Source organism: Salinibacterium hongtaonis (assembly GCF_003065485.1).
Taxonomy (GTDB): Bacteria; Actinomycetota; Actinomycetes; order Actinomycetales; family Microbacteriaceae; genus Homoserinimonas; species Homoserinimonas hongtaonis.
In genome coordinates this window covers 115,467-130,472 of the sequence record NZ_CP026951.1, presented here as the reverse complement: position 1 = coordinate 130,472, position 15,006 = coordinate 115,467, and the positions used below count along the sequence as shown (strand labels likewise).

The window sequence follows — 15,006 nt, the reverse complement described above, 5'->3', positions numbered from 1 at the left end:
CGGCATCGGATGCGTGCGCAGAGCGCGGCGGCCGAGCGCGTCAGCTCAACGCCGACAGCACCGTCACTTGCAGCCACGGGTTGCCCAGAATGCCCACGATCAGCGCGGCAACGCCCCAGCGTCGGCCCATCCCCAGCACGATCGCCACAAGCCCGGAGAGAGCGCCGACCACCGTCATCACATTCGCGACCCCCGCCAGCACACGGGCGATGAGCCACGTCTGCTCGGTTGCGGATGCCGGCGACGCAATCGCAAACGCGATCACCACCGCGAGAACGCCGAGAAGCGACAGCCCGAGCCCGACAACGCCGAGCAACCACTGAGGCAGCTCGCGTCTCACCGCAGCGTTCGCGGCGGCAGCACCCGCCTGGCCCGGCGCTGCGGAACCCGTATCGACATCCATACGCCGAGCCTAACCAACGGCCCCTCCCCCGCCGAGCCCCGCGAGTGGCCATATCTTGGCACACTGGTCACATGCTCCCCTCCGTGGATGACCTGCTCGAATCCGCCCGTGTCGTCGCCCTTCCCCTGCGAACGCGGTTTCGCGGCATCACGGTGCGCGAGGCGCTGCTGCTCACCGGCCCCCACGGCGCAACCGAGTTTTCGCCGTTCGTGGAGTACGACGACTCCGAGGCGGCGACCTGGCTGGCCGCCGCAATCGACTTTGGTTGGGGCACCACTCCTCCCCTGCTGCGCGACCGCATCCCTGTCAACGCCACGCTCCCGGTCGTCACCCCCGACCGTGTCCCCGAGATCCTCGACCGATTCGCCGGGTGCCGCACCGTCAAGGTCAAGGTCGCCGATCCCGGCGCGACCCTTGCCGACGACGTCGCCCGCGTCGCCGCCGTGCGCGCCTACCTCGGGCCGGAGGGTCGCATCCGTCTGGATGCCAACGGCGCCTGGACCGTCGATGAGGCCGAGCGTGCGATCCACGCCATGGCCGAGTTCGACCTCGAATATGTTGAGCAGCCGTGCGCGACCGTCGCTGAACTCGCCGAGATCCGCTCCCGCGTGCACTACATGGATGTGCCGATCGCGGCCGACGAAAGCGTGCGCAAGGCGGCAGACCCACTCGCTGTCGCCCGGGCCGGTGCGGCCGACCTGCTCGTGATCAAGGCGCAGCCCCTCGGCGGCATCAGCGCGGCCGCCCGCATCGTTGCCGAGGCCGGGCTACCCGTGGTGGTCTCCAGTGCACTCGACACGAGCGTTGGGCTCTCAATGGGCGCCCATCTTGCGGCGGCATTGCCCGAGCTTCAGTTTGACTGCGGGCTCGGCACGGCCGCGCTGCTGGCGGAGGATGTTACGGATGCTCCGCTGCTGCCCCACGACGGCGCCATCGAGGTGCGCAGAATCGACCTGAGTGCACAGCTGCTCGACCGGCACGCGGCATCCGCGGACCGGCGTGACTGGTGGCTGCAGCGACTACGCCGCTGCCACTCCCTGCTGGAGGGATAGGCCCTTAGAGCCCGCTGTAGCTGTGCAGCCCCTTGAAGAAGAGGTTGACGATCGTGTAGTTGAACAGCACGGAGCCGAAGCCGATGAGGGCCAGCCATGCCGAACGGGCACCGCGCCAGCCTCGCGTGGCACGGGCGTGAATGTAGCCGGCGTAGACAGTCCAGATGATAAACGTCCACACCTCCTTGGTGTCCCAGCCCCAGTAGCGACCCCACGCACGCTCGGCCCAAACGGCACCGGCGACGAGGGTGAAGGTCCAGAACACGAAGCCAACCACGGTGACGAGGTAGGCAAGGTTCTCGAGACGAATCGAGTCGGGCAGCGTGCGCAAGAAGCCGAGGCCCTTGCCGCCCTTCTCGCGGCGGGCCTGCAGTAGCTGCACGAGCGAGAGGCCCGCGCCGACGGCGAAGAGCGCGGTCGCAAGAGCGGCAACGAACACGTGAATGACGAGCCAGTACGAGTCGAGCGCATCGGGCAGCGGCTTGACCGGAACGTAGAAGTTCACAACCCCGAGTCCGAGCGACAGCAGCACGAAGCCCGTCATGTACGCGCCGAGGAACTTAAGGTTCTGCCAGAACTGCAGCGCAACGAACACGACGGCGACGATGGCCGACGAGGTGAGCGAGAACTCGAACATATTGGCCCACGGCACAAACCCCTGGGCGATGCCGCGCAGCACGACGGCCGCAACGTGCAGCACGGTCGCGATTACCGTGAGCGCAAACGCGATGCGCTCAAACGGATAGCGGGGTGCGGCGGCGGATGCTTCTGGCTGGCGCGTGAGCGTCGCGGTCGATCCGGTGCCGCTGCTCGCGAGCTGCGCCTCGGTGAGCGCCCCCGACGTGGCGGTAGTGGCGCTGGCCGCAGATCGCTTTGCGAGATCGACTGCAAAGAAGATGAACGCGAGCGTGTACACCGACATCGCGGAGTAGATCGCGATCAGCGAATAGGAATCGAGCGTTGCTGCCATTAGTCAAGCCTAACCTTCAGTGACGCCTGGTGGCGCTGAGCCAATTGCTGCACTGCCGCAGCCAAACCGGGGTCATCGCCCCTGGCGAGTCCCGCATATTCGAGCCGCAGCCCATCCGCCGTCTCAACGGCCTTAACCCACACCCTGCGGCGCGGAACGAAGAGACCTGCCATGAGCCCCAGGATGACGAGCGCCGCGAAGGTCGCGACCCAGACGCCCGTGGGGTCGTAGTGGACATCGAACGAGGCGAACCTGGCCACGCTCTCGCCCTCGCCGTCGGCACTGGCATCGTCAAAGGTCACGGTTCCGAGGCCATTGGGCAGCTCATACGACTCCCCCGGGCGAAGCGCGATCGACTTGAGCCCCGAGTCGCCGCCAACGATCTCGGTCATCGAGTCGACATTGAGCGAGTACACCGAGCGCGGGGTTCCGCCGTCGATGCCGAGATCGCCCGTGTACACATTGAGCGTGAGCAGAGGGTCGAACAGGTCGGGGAAGGTCGAGGTGAACGCGCCGGATTCGAGCTGGCCAGCCGTGGGGTAGAAGAACCCGCGCATGCCGATCTGCTCCGGCAGAGCATCCGGAACCTTGATGATGCCCAGCGAGGTGAGGTTGCCGTCCTGCGGAATAAACGGGATCGGGCCCGTGAAGGCGATGTTGCCGTCGGCATCCGTCACCGTCACATGGGGGGCATAACCGTTGCCGACGAGGTAGGTCTCCTGGCCCATGATGTTGAGGGGTTCGTTCACCATGACCTGCGCGTCATAGGGCTCCGCGCCCTGCTCATAGACCGTGACGTCGGCTTCGAACCCGCTGGCAAAGCCGAACGCGTCGCGGTTTTCGAGCTCGTATTCGGCCGAGAACTTGTTGAGCACCAACCGGTACGGCGGCATGGTGGTCTCGTCAAAGAACCGCCCCGGGTTGAAGCTGTCGAAGTCGTTGAGCACGTTCACGAACGGCTCACCCTCCACGACGACTTTCTGCCCGTCATAAGAGAAGCCGCTGCCGATTCCCACGGCGGCGAGTACTCCGATGAGAGCCGTATGGAACACCAGGTTGCCGGTTTCGCGCAGGTAGCCGCGCTCGGCAGAGACCGAGAGCTCGCCCGGCTTGTTGTAGAGCCGAACCCGGTAGCCAGACCGGCGCAACTGGGCGCGCGCCGATTCGATCGCCTCGGCGGCATCCACCCCTTCTGCCGTGTGACTCTCATACGATTCCAGCCGCTCGAGGCGGGCAGGAGTCTTAGGAGGCGGAGTGCGCAGCGCCTTGAGATGGTGAGTGGTGCGCGGGATCACGCACCCGATCAACGAGGTGAAGAGCAGCAGGTAAATGGCCGAGAACCACACCGAGCCAAACACGTCGAACAGTTGGAACCAGTCGAGCACGTCGGCGAGCTCGGGGTTGTCGTCGAAGTACTGTGCAACGCCGTTAGGGTCGGACGACCGCTGCGGCACGAGCGAGCCGGGGATGGCCGCGAGGGCGAGCAACAGCAGCAGGACGAGCGCCGTTCGCATGCTCGTGAGCTGGCGCCAGAAAAACCTCAGATACCCCACAAAGCCCAGGGCAGGCTGCGAGACATCGCCCTTCTTGCGCGGCGCGCCCGCTGGCGAATCAATGTGATCAGATGGCCGTGACAAAGCTGCCAATCACCGAACCTAGGTATGACGTGAATTGAGTCCACAGCCCTGTGACCATGGCGATTCCGATGAGCACGAGAACGGCTCCCCCGATGATGTTGATGATGCGGATGTGGCGCTTGAGCCACGCGACAGAACCGGCCACCCAGCCAAAGCCGAGAGCCACAAGAAGAAACGGGATGCCGAGGCCGAGACAGTAGGCCAGGCCCAGGAACGCCCCCCTGGCGGGCGAGCCACCCTCGAGGCTCAGCGCAAGAACGGCCGCGAGAGTCGGACCCATGCAGGGAGCCCAACCGAGGCCGAAGACGAGACCGAGGAACGGAGCCCCGGCGAGCCCCGTCGCCGCCTTCCACCGTGGCTTGATGGTGCGTTGCAGCGCCGTGAACTGACCAATAAAGACCAGGCCCATGATGATGATCACCACTCCGGCGATGCGCGTGATCAGATCCATCCAGGGCGCCAGCAGCAGGCCGGCCACGCCAAAGATCATGCCGAAGGCCACAAAAACAACGCTGAACCCCAGCACAAAGAGCAGAACGCCCAGAAGCAGGCGGTTGCGTGCCCTGCGGCGGTCGCCCACCGACTCGGCTGCTTCGGTGACGCCGCCGATGTAACCCAGGTACCCCGGCACGAGCGGCAGCACGCAGGGAGATGCAAACGACACGAAGCCCGCGAGAAGCGCAAGCGGCACTGCAAGAAGCAGCGTGCCCTCAGTGACGATCTCGTAGATGGAATCCACTACGCGCCCTCAGCCAGCAGGTCACGAATCACCGTGTCGAGGTTCGACGGCGACGTGATCTGGCCGAGGAACCGCGCAGCAACCCGCCCCTGCTTGTCGAGCACGATGGTGGTCGGAACAGCGCTCGGCGGCACGTGACCGGCAAACGCTAGGCGGGCAGCCCCGGATTCGGCGTCGATGATCGAGGGGTAGGTGATGCTGTACTTGCGTGCAAAGGCGAGTGCCGTCTCCGGTTGATCCCGAATGTTCACTCCGACGAACGAGACGCCTTTATCGGCATAACGGGCGCTAATCTCCTGCAGGTCGGGAGCCTCGGCGCGGCACGGCGCACAGTTGGCGTACCAAAAGTTCACCACGACAACGTCGCCGGCATAGTCGGCGCTGCTGATGTCGATGCCGCCGTCGGTTACTCCCTCAAATTCCATGGGGTCGGCGCGATTCTCGGCGGGGACCTCCGTCACCGTCCCGTCGCTCGACGTGTAATTGGTGGTCCCGCCGTTGCCGTACTTAGCGGCAAGCGGGTCGCTCGTGCAGCCCGTGAGGGCAATGGCGGCCACAGCGGCAATCGTGATCACGCTGCGCAGCGACGAACGGCGGTTCACGGTCACACTGCTCCAAAATCTGCGGCCTGCCCGAGCAGAGCCGCCGCCGGCTCTGAGTAGCCGACCTCAACAAAAACATCGTCGCGACGCTCAAGCGTCGTGATGCTCGACAGGCTGCACCGGCGCTTGCGCGGGTCATGCGGCAACCGGCGACCAGACACATAGCGCTGCACCATAACGATGGGCATCTGGTGACTCACCATCACCACCTCGCCTCCGTCGGCATTCGACCAGGCATCTTCGATTGCGGCGAGCATGCGGTCGGCAACGCTCGCAAATGGCTCGCCCCAGCTCGGCAGCCACGGGTTGACGACCCAGGGCCACGACTGCGGGCGCAGCAGCACCTGCGGTCCGAACTCGAAGGTCTTGCCCTCGAACTTGTTGGTCGGCTCGATGATGCGATCTTCTGTGACGATGTCGAGGCCGAACCGGTCGCTCCACGGCTGGGCGGATTCCTGCGCACGCTGCAAAGGCGATGCATACAGGGCAGTGATCGGATGCCCATCAAAGGAGTCGGCGGCGACCTCCGCCATCTTGTGACCCAGCTCTGAGAGGTGGTATCCCGGGATACGGCCATAGAGAACGCCCTGCGGGTTATGAACCTCGCCGTGGCGCACGAGATGAATGAGATTCGCGGGCACGAGACCAGTCTAGGCAAACGATCCTGAACCTCCGGCCCAGCGCCTTTAGACTGACTGAGTGAGCGAACGCACCCTTATTAAGAACCTGGCCGCGGCATCCGACGGTCCCACCTCTGTTTCCGGCTGGGTCGAGACGGTGCGTGATCAGAAGAAGGTGCAGTTTGTCGTACTGCGCGACGAGAGCGGCGCCGTGCAGCTGGTGCACCCGCGCGCCTTCGGAGAGGATGGCGCGCCCCTCGAAGACGCCCTCGCCGACACCATTTCTGGCCTCGCCCAGGGAACCTTCCTCACCGCGACGGGTGAGCTCAAGCACGACGAGCGCGTCAAGCTTGGCGGGGTCGAGATCAAGCTCGACTCGATCGTGACGACCGCGCCCGCGATCGCCGAAACCCCCATCGCCGACGACAGCGGCATCGACAAGCGCATGGACTGGCGCTTTCTCGACCTGCGCGTGCCCAAGCACGCCCTCGTCTTCAAGATCCAAACCACCCTCGAGCACGCGTGGCGCACCTACTGGGTCGAGAACGACTTCATCGAGCTGCACACCCCCAAGCTCATGGCGAGCGCCTCCGAGTCGCGCGCCGAGCTCTTCGAGGTCGAGTACTTCGACACCAAGGCCTACCTCGCGCAGAGCCCCCAGTTCTTCAAGCAGATGGCTCAGCCCGCTGGCTTCGGCAAGATCTTCGAGGTCGGCCCGGCCTTCCGCGCCGACCCCTCCTTCACGTCGCGCCACGCCACCGAATTCACCTCGGTGGATGCTGAGATCAGCTGGATCGACAGCCACGAAGACGTCATGAAGATGCACGAGGAGCTTCTCGTCGCCGGCTTCGAGGCCGTCAAGGCCAAGCACGGCGCCGAGATCGAGGCGCTCTACGGCATCACTCTTGAGGTTCCGACGACACCGTTCCCGCGCATTCCGCTCGCCGAGGCCAAGCGCATCGTCGCCGAGCGCGGCTACGAAGTTCCCCGTCACGACGACGACATGGACCCTGAGGGTGAGCGCCAGATCGCGGCCTACGTCAAGGAGACGTTCGGTCACGACTTCGTGTTCCTCACCGACTATGCGTCGAGCATCCGGCCGTTTTACCACATGCGTAATGCCGAGGATGCTGGCATCACCAACAGCTATGACCTCGTTTTCAACGGCGTCGAGATCTCCACGGGAGCACAGCGCGAGCACCGCGTCGACGTGCTCATCGAGCAGGCGAAGGAGAAGGGCCTCGACCCCGAGGAGCTGGACTTCTACCTCGACTTCTTCCGTTACGGAGTGCCCACGCACGGTGGCTTCGGAATGGGTCTCTCGCGCGTTCTCATGCTCATGCTCGGGCTGCCGAACCTGCGCGAAACGACCTACCTCTTCCGCGGGCCGAACCGCCTGCTCCCCTAGGGTCGGACGACTACTTCTCCGTTGAGGGGTCCTGAATGCGCTCGCCCGCGACGGCGGAATGCGCATTCAGGACCCCTCAGCTGCACCACGGCCACAGTTCACCGACGAAAGAGTTGCTATGTCTGACTTCACACCGCCAGCAGTACCCGAGGCTCCTCCCGCCGCGTTCACGACCAGCCCCTACAGCGCAGCACCGGCACCCGCACCCGCGCCATCCTCCGCCAAGGGCCTGGCCATCGCCGCCCTCGTCACCGGACTCGTTTCCCTGGTCACGGTCGTGTTCTTCTGGCTCTCGATCGCATGCGGAATTGCTGCCGTCGTCCTCGGCATCATCGCGCTGGTCAAGCGTCAGTCCAAGGGCATGTCCATCACAGGAATAGTCACGGGTGCCGTCGGCATCGTCGGATCGATCATTGCCTTCATCGTCATGACTCTGTTGTTGACCGGGTTCACTGCTGCACTTGCGGAGACGCCCCGTTTTCTAGAGCAGTTCGCCGAGCCAGGCGGCTCCTCCACGACAGAGACCGAGGCCGAGACCTCGCCCGGGGAATACGAACTCGCATCCGCCGCCTTTGCTGCCGCCGCGCCCAGCGCTGATGAGATCCAGTTCGAGGCCTACAACGGCGAGGGCCTTGTCGTGATCTACGTCGCGCTCGACGCCACGTCGCTGCCCTCTGACGAATACCGTGCGCTGCTTGAGGTGGCTGCGCAGCACCCCGACCTTCAGTCGATCGAGGACTGGATTATCGAGGGGTACACGTTCGAAGGCGACTATCTCGATCTCAGCGCCTCAGCGCTTGAGGCCGGCGTACCGGCCGAGTTCATCAACTCCTACGGCGATGTCGTCATCACCTCAACCGAACTCGTGGGCTTGTTCGGCTAGTAACCGGCCCGCTCTACCAGGCGGATGCTGGCGCTGCGATGATCTCGACGTCGCTGTAGTGCCAGTGCGCGCCATTGTTGTAGTGCCCGCTTGCCCACGGTGACGCCCAGATGGCGGCCTCGGTTGTCGCCGTAGGGGCCGATGCCGCGAACGATTCCCGGATGCCGGCATAGCCAGGAAGGGTGTGCAGCGCTTCGGCGGCGTTGAGTGCTGCGTCCCGCAGGCTGGCATACGAGCCAGTGCCCCCTCCTCCGCCGGAACCCCAGCCGTTATTGAGGGGGTTGTTGCGGTTCCACCAGGACTTCACATAGTTCTCTTGCCGCATCCACCGCATGATCACGGTCACGTTCTCGTCGGTGACGGGCCATTCGCCATAAAAGAGCACGAGCGCAGCCCAGTCACGGTTTGTTCCGCCCGAAATGTAGGTTTCGGCGTTGGGTGCGGATGCCGTATAGCTGTCGCGGGCCGTGACCGACAGCACCGCAGAATCGACGATGTCGAGGCTCTGAGCCTGATCCTTGGCGACCGTAGTCGATTCGGCGAGGTGGGCCGGGAGTGTGGCGACGAGGGTGACCACAGCCAATGCTGCCGCGGCGACGGCGATCCACGTTTTTGCACCAGGGCGCGCCACTTCTGCGCGGCGTCGCGCAGTGCTGGGGCGAAAGATTCGGGTCATATCGGGGGTGTTGACGATGGGGTGGCTCAACGGGCCCGGGCTAAACCCGTCGAGATTACGGGCCGTTTCTGCGAGGTTGCTGAATTGCGCTCATCCGCACGGCTCCTCACTGCCCCGCAGTGGCTGGTACCGTGGCGGATATGAGCAATGAATCTGTCCCCTCCCGTCAGTCCGCAATCGAAGCCGGGGAGGCGCTGCTCGAGATCCTGCGCACGCACATCGACCTGGTCGCTGGCGGCACCGGAAGCGACGACGAGGCCGAAGAGGTCGACCGTCGCCTGTGGGAGGCCGTTGGCGAGTACGGCGACGCCCTTGATGACCTTTATGACGAGGCCGAAGAGCCCGATGAGGCTTCTGGCGCCGACGAGCTCACCTTCACGGTGCGCACCCGCTATGACTACACGGTCTCCGACGAGAAGGCCCTGCTTGCTCGTGCCGGAGGCATCGGCGCCCTCGTCGGCGAGCTGCTGCAGAAGGCGGGCAAGCCTCTTCCCGCGTTCGAGATCGACGCTCTTGAGACCGGCAGTGGCCTCGTGACCGTTCACCTCAACGACGAGCCCCTCACGGCAGATGACTTCGAGGCCGCCGAGGAGCCGACCGACCTGCTTCTCGTCGCCCCCAACGAGACCCTCACCTTCGTGCTCGATGAGCCCGTGTACGAGTCACGCGCCGAGGCAGAAGCAGCGGCCAAGAAGGACTAACCGATTAGGGCGCTGCGGTCGTCAAAGCCGACCGCAGCCGCTCGGGATCGATGCGCCAAATGTTGTGCACGCGGCCGTCGATCAGCAGCACAGGAATCTCTTCTGAATAACGGGCGAGCAGCTCGGCGTCGTCCACGATCGAGCGTTCCTCGAGCGTTATAGGCCCAGCGGATGCTTCGCCGCCCAGCTCCTCGATAACCGCACTCACAACATCCCTGGCGTCGTCACACAAGTGGCATCCAGGGCGGGTCAGCAGCGTGAGGGCGGGCATACCCCCATGTTACGGGGGTGCCCGTCTGAGCAGACTTTGACCCTCTCGGGCCGTGGCCCGCTAGCATGGGCGCGATGAATGCGAGCAACGACGACGCAGGGGGCGGCGGTCCTGTCATTGCGTTTTTTGATGTCGACAACACGCTCATGCGTGGCGCGAGCGTTTATCACGTTGGCGGCGGCGCCTACCGACGCGGCTATGTGACGCTGCGGGATCTGCTGCGATTCGCCTGGACCCAGGCCCGTTTCGTGGCCGTGGGCGAGAATCTGCGCCACCTGGAGATCGTGCGAGAGAAGGCCCTGGGGCTTGCCGTGGGCATCCCTCAGTCGGAGGTCGAGCAACTCGCTGAAGAGATCTTCGACTCCAAAATTCAACCGCGCCTCTGGCCGGAGAGTGTTGGTCTTGCCCGCGAGCACATCGCCATGGGGCATCAGGTTTGGCTCGTGACGGCGACCCCCTCTGTAGTTGCCAACGTCATAGCGCGCAGGCTGGGGCTTACGGGAGCCATCGGCACGGAGCTCGAGACCTCCGATGGCCGCTACACGGGCAACCTCATCGGCCATATGTTGCACGGCCCGCTCAAGGCGGATGCCGCCCGCGGGCTTGCCGAACGCATCGGCTCTGCGCTTTCGGAGTGCTGGGCCTATTCTGATTCGCGCAACGACCTGCCCCTGCTGGAGCTGGCGGGCCACAGGGTCGTGGTGAATCCCGACTCGGTGCTTCTTCGCCATGCGGTCACTCACGGCTGGTCGATCATGAACCTCAACAAGAAGAGCATCCGCGCGGCTCGCCGCCGGCTCCGCCGCGAGGCAAACTAGCGCCCAGACGCTCCCGGGCACAAAAAACGGCACAAAAAACGCCAGACCCGAAGGTCTGGCGTTTTTGTGTCGTGCGCTACTTCTTGTTGCGGCGCTGGTGACGAGTCTTACGAAGCAACTTGCGGTGCTTCTTCTTAGCCATACGCTTGCGGCGCTTCTTGATTACAGAGCCCATGAAAACCTCACTGATTCTTGAACAGACGACCGGGTCCGTTCAGAACCGCGGAAAAATATTATTGCCTCTCGACAGTGTAACCGATGTTTGTGGGGGTCAGCCGACGTCCGCGATGTGGGACTGCACGGCCGCCTCTACTGCCGACTCCGGAACGCGAAAAGATCGGCCGAATCGGATGGCGGGAAGCTCCCCGGAATGCACCAGTCGATAGACGGTCATCTTGGAGACGCGCATCATGTCCGCAACCTCGGCGACCGTCAAAAACTTCACATCAGATAGATCGCTTGCCATTGGGCTGTCCTTATGTACGCGCACTTGATACGGGTGTTACTGAAGTGCTGAAACGCTACTTTAGGGGTAGAAGTGACGCATTGTCCACATCTTCAGCGCGATCGAAGCAACGGCACGCCGGACACTCAGAAATTGGCGCGCGAAACTGCGGAAGCACGCGGGCCAAACTGCGGAAGCACGCGGGCGAGAGGGCGGCGTTTAGTCTTTCTTGAGCTTCTTGCGAATCGGATCGAACACCTTGCGCTCGACGGCCTCAGAGGCCTCCTCGAAGCGGTGGCGCGTGCCATGGGTGGCGTCAGCCATCGCGCGACCAACGGCAGCGCCAGCGTCGCTGGGGTGCTGCAGGCTCTCACCAGCGCGGCGCAGCGACGCAGGCATCTGCACTCCCGACCACGCCGCGAACGCCCCGGATGCTTCACCCTGTTCGAGCCCTCCGCCGAGAGAGTCCACAGAAAGGAACGGCACAAGCCACTCTTCGACCACATCGAGCGGGCCCGGCTCTAGCCGGTAGTAGCGGTGCTGACCGACCTCACGAACGGCGACGAGGCCGCTGTCGCGCAAAACCTTGAGGTGCTTAGAAACGGTGGGCTGGCTCAGCCCGAGCTTCTCAACCAGCTCTCCGACGCTGATGTCGCCGGTAGCGGATTCCGGCGCAAGGTAGCGCTCGAGCAGAACCTGGAGAAGCTCACGACGCGTCGCATCCGCCACAACGCCAAAAATGTCGGTCATGGCAACAGGCTACTGGCCACCGCCGGGGAGTACCATGGCTAGCTGTCGCCGGGTCACGGCCAAAGTCGGAAATGACGGGGGGCACATGCGCACCAAACCCGTGTCGCGCACCACTGTTGCATCCCGGTTCCGCGATGCCGTCGACGAATTCGCTACGGTCTCTCCCGCGCGCTTCGCGATCGGCATCTTCACGGCGCTGATCTTCATCCTCACTCTCGTGCTGTCGCTGCCCATCGCGCACGCTGAGGGTCAACAGACCTCAGCGGCCGACGCCCTGTTTACGGCAGTTTCGGTGATCTGCGTCACGGGCCTCTCTGTTGTGGACATGGCCACGCACTGGAGCCTGTTCGGCAACGTAGCGATCCTGGTCGGGCTGCAGGTGGGCGGCATCGGCGTGCTCACACTGGCGAGCATCATGGGCCTCGTCGTCTCGCGCCGCCTTGGCCTGCGCACCCGCCTCATGGCCGCGAGCGACTCGAACCCGTCGCGCATCCACCACGGCCCGGTCTCTGAGTCGCAGGCGATTCGCCTCGGCGAGATCGGCGGGCTGCTCGCCACCGTCGCCCTCAGCGCTCTCGTGATCGAAGTCGGCGTAGCCATCGCCATCTTCCCCAGCCTGCTCGTGGCAGGCTTCGACACGTGGACGGCAGCATGGCAGTCGTTCTACTACGCAGCTTCGGCCTTCACCAACACGGGCTTCACGCCCAATGCCGAGGGGCTCGAACTCTTCACGGCAGACCCGTGGATGCTCACGGTGCTGGCAATCGCCGTGTTCTTGGGCAGCGTCGGCTTTCCCGTGATCTTTGCGCTGACTAGGGGCTGGCGCACTCCGCGTCGGTGGCCCGTTCACGTCAAGCTCACGTTGTTCACGACTATTGCCCTCATCATTTTGGGTGCGCTGGCCATTGCCTTGCTCGAGTGGAGCAACCCACAGACGCTCGGATCCGATCCACCGGGGAGCAGGCCTCTGACGGCGGGCTTTATGTCGGTCATGACGAGGTCAGGTGGCTTCGCCACGATCGATCTGGCCCAAGCAAACGGCTCCACCCTTCTCGTTATGGACATGCTGATGTTCGTGGGCGGAGGCTCCGCCTCGACTGCGGGCGGCATCAAGGTCACGACTCTGGCCGTGCTGTTTCTCGCCGCATTCGCCGAGGCGCGCGGTGACGAAGACATGCAGGTTTTCGACCGCCGCATCCCCACGGATGTTCTCCGACTTGCCGTGAGCGTCGTGCTGTGGGGCGCGACCATCGTGGCGGCCGCGTCGATCTTCTTGCTGCAGCTGACCAAAGCCCCGCTCGACTTTGTGTTGTTCGACGTGATCTCGGCATTTGCGACCTGTGGTCTTTCGACGGGCCTCACAGAAACTCTGCCCGATGCGGGCAAGTATGTTCTGTCCGCGACGATGTGGGCAGGGCGCGTTGGTACAGTGACGTTGGCTGCGGCTCTTGCCGCAACCCAGCGCCGCCAACTGTTTAGGCGAGCGGAAGAGAGGCCCATCGTTGGTTGATCGCATCCCCCACGATGCCCCCGTGCTCATCATCGGGCTCGGACGATTTGGCGCGGCAACCGCCGGCCAGCTCGACAGGCTCGACCGCGAAGTGCTCGCGGTCGACGAGAGCGCCGCCCTGGTGCAAAAGTGGTCAGAGCGCGTCACTCATACGGTGCAGGCAGATGCCCGCAACATCGACGCGCTGCGGCAGATCGGCGCCCAGGACTTCTCTGTCGCCGTCGTGGCCGTTGGTTCGTCCATCGAAGCCAGTGTGCTCATCACGGCGAACCTCGTCGACCTCAAGATTCCGCAGATCTGGGCCAAGGCCATCAGCCAGTCGCATGGCAAGATCTTGGCCCGCATCGGGGCGAATCACGTGATTTACCCTGAGGCAGAAGCTGGCGAGCGCGTGGCCCACCTCGTCTCGGGCCGCATGCTCGACTTCATCGAATTCGATGACGACTTCGCGATCGTCAAGATGTATCCGCCCAAGACGTTGCGCGGCCAGACTCTCGGCGAATCCCAGATTCGCAAGAAGTTCGGCCTCACGGTTGTCGGGGTCAAATCGCCCGGCAAAGAGTTCACCTATGCCACAGCCGAGACGCTCATCTCCAACCACGACCTCATCATCGTGAGCGGCAATGCCGCAGACATCGAGCGCTTCGCCGCCACGTCCTAGGCGCCGAGCGGCACTAGCTTGCCGACATCTCCCGAGATCGCGCCGCGGCAGCCTCAACGGCTTCCGTGAGAATCGCGGGCAGATCGGCCTCGATCAGCACGGCGACGGCGCGTTCCGTTGTGCCATTGGGGCTCGTCACATCGCGGCGCAGCTGCTCTGGCGATTTGCCGGATGTCCGCAGCATTTCGAGCGCTCCCCTAAACGTCTGCGAAACCAACCGGGCCGCGTCGTCGGGCGCGAACCCCTGGGCCTCAGCCGCTCGAGTGAACGACTCCACCATGTAATAGACATACGCGGGGCCGCTGCCTGAGACCGAGGTGAGCCCGGCCATCCGGTCCTCGTCGATGACCAGAACCTCGCCGACGGCGCCGAAGACGCGCTCGACCGTTGCGAGCTGCTCGTCGGTTGTTCGCGACCCCCTGCTCAGCGCCGTGACACCAAGGCCGACCGCCGTCGGGGTGTTGGGCATCGACCGCACCGCGGCGACCGAGTCGGGAAGAGCCGCTTCGAGGGATGCCGTGGTCACTCCTGCGGCAACACTCACGACGACAGCTCCGGGCTTGAGCGCCCCGCCAATCTCGCCGAGGAGGCCGGCCACCATGCCCGGCTTGACCCCGATAATCACGACGTCCGCACCGTCAACGGCGCGCAGATTGGCCTCGGGGTCGGCCTCGAGGGAGAGCGAGGTCACGGCGTCTGGCCACTGTCGAGAGGCGCTGGCCGTGGTGCGGTTCGTAATGCGGATCCCCCCGCCCACCACTGTTCCGTCGCGAAGCAGACCTTCGAGAATGGCGGAGCCCATGGAGCCGGCACCGAGAAGAGCGATTGTGGGGCGAAAATCTGTCATCATCACATCCTAG

The 15,006-nt window shown here is 64.4% G+C and carries 19 protein-coding genes; 7 read left to right on the top strand and 12 right to left on the bottom strand.

Annotated elements, in window-relative coordinates; all coding sequences use genetic code 11:
• Positions 1–40: 40 nt before the first annotated feature.
• Complete coding sequence (locus tag C2138_RS00690; RefSeq protein WP_108514723.1) at positions 41–403, bottom strand: hypothetical protein; 363 nt, start codon at positions 401–403, stop codon at positions 41–43.
• Positions 404–474: 71 nt separating this feature from the next.
• Between C2138_RS00690 and C2138_RS00685 the strand changes: the two genes are divergently transcribed.
• Entirely contained in the window at positions 475–1,455 is a 981-nt protein-coding gene (locus tag C2138_RS00685) for an o-succinylbenzoate synthase (RefSeq protein ID WP_108514721.1), read from the top strand.
• Between the two features lie 4 nt (positions 1,456–1,459).
• Here the strand turns inward: C2138_RS00685 and ccsB are convergent, their stop codons facing one another.
• The 5 genes from ccsB to C2138_RS00660 are packed head-to-tail and all read right to left on the bottom strand — an operon-like array spanning position 1,460 to position 6,044.
• Positions 1,460–2,425 carry a c-type cytochrome biogenesis protein CcsB gene (gene ccsB / locus C2138_RS00680; protein WP_108514719.1) on the bottom strand — a complete coding sequence of 322 codons (966 nt, stop codon included), beginning with the start codon at positions 2,423–2,425 and terminating at the stop codon, positions 1,460–1,462.
• Positions 2,425–4,071: a cytochrome c biogenesis protein ResB gene (gene resB / locus C2138_RS00675; RefSeq protein WP_233245525.1), complete on the bottom strand. Its 1,647-nt coding sequence runs from the start codon at positions 4,069–4,071 to the stop codon at positions 2,425–2,427. The genes ccsB and resB overlap by 1 nt, the downstream gene beginning before the upstream one ends.
• The gene (locus C2138_RS00670) at positions 4,046–4,801 is read right to left on the bottom strand and encodes a cytochrome c biogenesis CcdA family protein (protein ID WP_108514716.1); all 756 of its coding nucleotides are present in this window, start codon (positions 4,799–4,801) and stop codon (positions 4,046–4,048) included. Before C2138_RS00670 ends, resB begins: the two co-directional genes overlap by 26 nt.
• On the bottom strand, positions 4,801–5,409 hold the full coding sequence (locus C2138_RS00665) for a TlpA family protein disulfide reductase (RefSeq protein ID WP_108514714.1): 609 nt from the start codon (positions 5,407–5,409) through the stop codon (positions 4,801–4,803). The genes C2138_RS00670 and C2138_RS00665 overlap by 1 nt, the downstream gene beginning before the upstream one ends.
• A complete protein-coding gene (locus C2138_RS00660; protein ID WP_108514712.1) occupies positions 5,406–6,044 on the bottom strand; it encodes a histidine phosphatase family protein in 639 nt (212 codons plus the stop codon). The genes C2138_RS00665 and C2138_RS00660 overlap by 4 nt, the downstream gene beginning before the upstream one ends.
• 58 nt (positions 6,045–6,102) lie before the next feature.
• Between C2138_RS00660 and aspS the strand changes: the two genes are divergently transcribed.
• Entirely contained in the window at positions 6,103–7,431 is a 1,329-nt protein-coding gene (gene aspS, locus C2138_RS00655; protein WP_108514710.1) for an aspartate--tRNA(Asn) ligase, read from the top strand.
• Between the two features lie 118 nt (positions 7,432–7,549).
• Complete coding sequence (locus C2138_RS00650) at positions 7,550–8,314, top strand: DUF4190 domain-containing protein (protein ID WP_108514709.1); 765 nt, start codon at positions 7,550–7,552, stop codon at positions 8,312–8,314.
• 13 nt (positions 8,315–8,327) lie between these two features.
• On the opposite strand, the gene C2138_RS00645 is transcribed toward C2138_RS00650, so the two are convergent.
• Positions 8,328–9,020 carry a hypothetical protein gene (locus tag C2138_RS00645; protein ID WP_108997808.1) on the bottom strand — a complete coding sequence of 231 codons (693 nt, stop codon included), beginning with the start codon at positions 9,018–9,020 and terminating at the stop codon, positions 8,328–8,330.
• Between the two features lie 110 nt (positions 9,021–9,130).
• On the opposite strand from C2138_RS00645, the gene C2138_RS00640 reads away from it, so the two are divergent.
• The gene (locus tag C2138_RS00640) at positions 9,131–9,691 is read left to right on the top strand and encodes a hypothetical protein (protein WP_108514705.1); all 561 of its coding nucleotides are present in this window, start codon (positions 9,131–9,133) and stop codon (positions 9,689–9,691) included.
• A 4-nt stretch (positions 9,692–9,695) separates the two neighbouring features.
• On the opposite strand, the gene C2138_RS00635 is transcribed toward C2138_RS00640, so the two are convergent.
• Positions 9,696–9,962 carry a glutaredoxin family protein gene (locus tag C2138_RS00635; RefSeq protein WP_108514703.1) on the bottom strand — a complete coding sequence of 89 codons (267 nt, stop codon included), beginning with the start codon at positions 9,960–9,962 and terminating at the stop codon, positions 9,696–9,698.
• Between the two features lie 74 nt (positions 9,963–10,036).
• Between C2138_RS00635 and C2138_RS00630 the strand changes: the two genes are divergently transcribed.
• Positions 10,037–10,780, top strand: a complete 744-nt coding sequence (locus C2138_RS00630) for an HAD family hydrolase (protein ID WP_108518643.1) — start codon at positions 10,037–10,039, stop codon at positions 10,778–10,780.
• A 76-nt stretch (positions 10,781–10,856) separates the two neighbouring features.
• Here C2138_RS00630 and C2138_RS00625 read toward each other — a convergent pair whose 3' ends face one another.
• From C2138_RS00625 to C2138_RS00615, 3 genes are all read right to left on the bottom strand, one after another.
• Positions 10,857–10,955 carry a 30S ribosomal protein bS22 gene (locus C2138_RS00625; RefSeq protein ID WP_003792170.1) on the bottom strand — a complete coding sequence of 33 codons (99 nt, stop codon included), beginning with the start codon at positions 10,953–10,955 and terminating at the stop codon, positions 10,857–10,859.
• Positions 10,956–11,051: 96 nt separating this feature from the next.
• Positions 11,052–11,246: a helix-turn-helix domain-containing protein gene (locus C2138_RS00620; protein WP_108514701.1), complete on the bottom strand. Its 195-nt coding sequence runs from the start codon at positions 11,244–11,246 to the stop codon at positions 11,052–11,054.
• A 198-nt stretch (positions 11,247–11,444) separates the two neighbouring features.
• Positions 11,445–11,975, bottom strand: a complete 531-nt coding sequence (locus tag C2138_RS00615) for an ArsR/SmtB family transcription factor (protein ID WP_108514699.1) — start codon at positions 11,973–11,975, stop codon at positions 11,445–11,447.
• A gap of 85 nt (positions 11,976–12,060) precedes the next feature.
• Between C2138_RS00615 and C2138_RS00610 the strand changes: the two genes are divergently transcribed.
• Both C2138_RS00610 and C2138_RS00605 read left to right on the top strand, forming a co-directional pair.
• A complete protein-coding gene (locus C2138_RS00610; protein WP_108514697.1) occupies positions 12,061–13,485 on the top strand; it encodes a TrkH family potassium uptake protein in 1,425 nt (474 codons plus the stop codon).
• Positions 13,478–14,146, top strand: a complete 669-nt coding sequence (locus C2138_RS00605) for a potassium channel family protein (RefSeq protein WP_108514695.1) — start codon at positions 13,478–13,480, stop codon at positions 14,144–14,146. Before C2138_RS00610 ends, C2138_RS00605 begins: the two co-directional genes overlap by 8 nt.
• A 13-nt stretch (positions 14,147–14,159) precedes the next feature.
• On the opposite strand, the gene proC is transcribed toward C2138_RS00605, so the two are convergent.
• Complete coding sequence (gene proC / locus C2138_RS00600) at positions 14,160–14,993, bottom strand: pyrroline-5-carboxylate reductase (RefSeq protein WP_108514693.1); 834 nt, start codon at positions 14,991–14,993, stop codon at positions 14,160–14,162.
• Positions 14,994–15,006 lie beyond the last annotated feature (13 nt).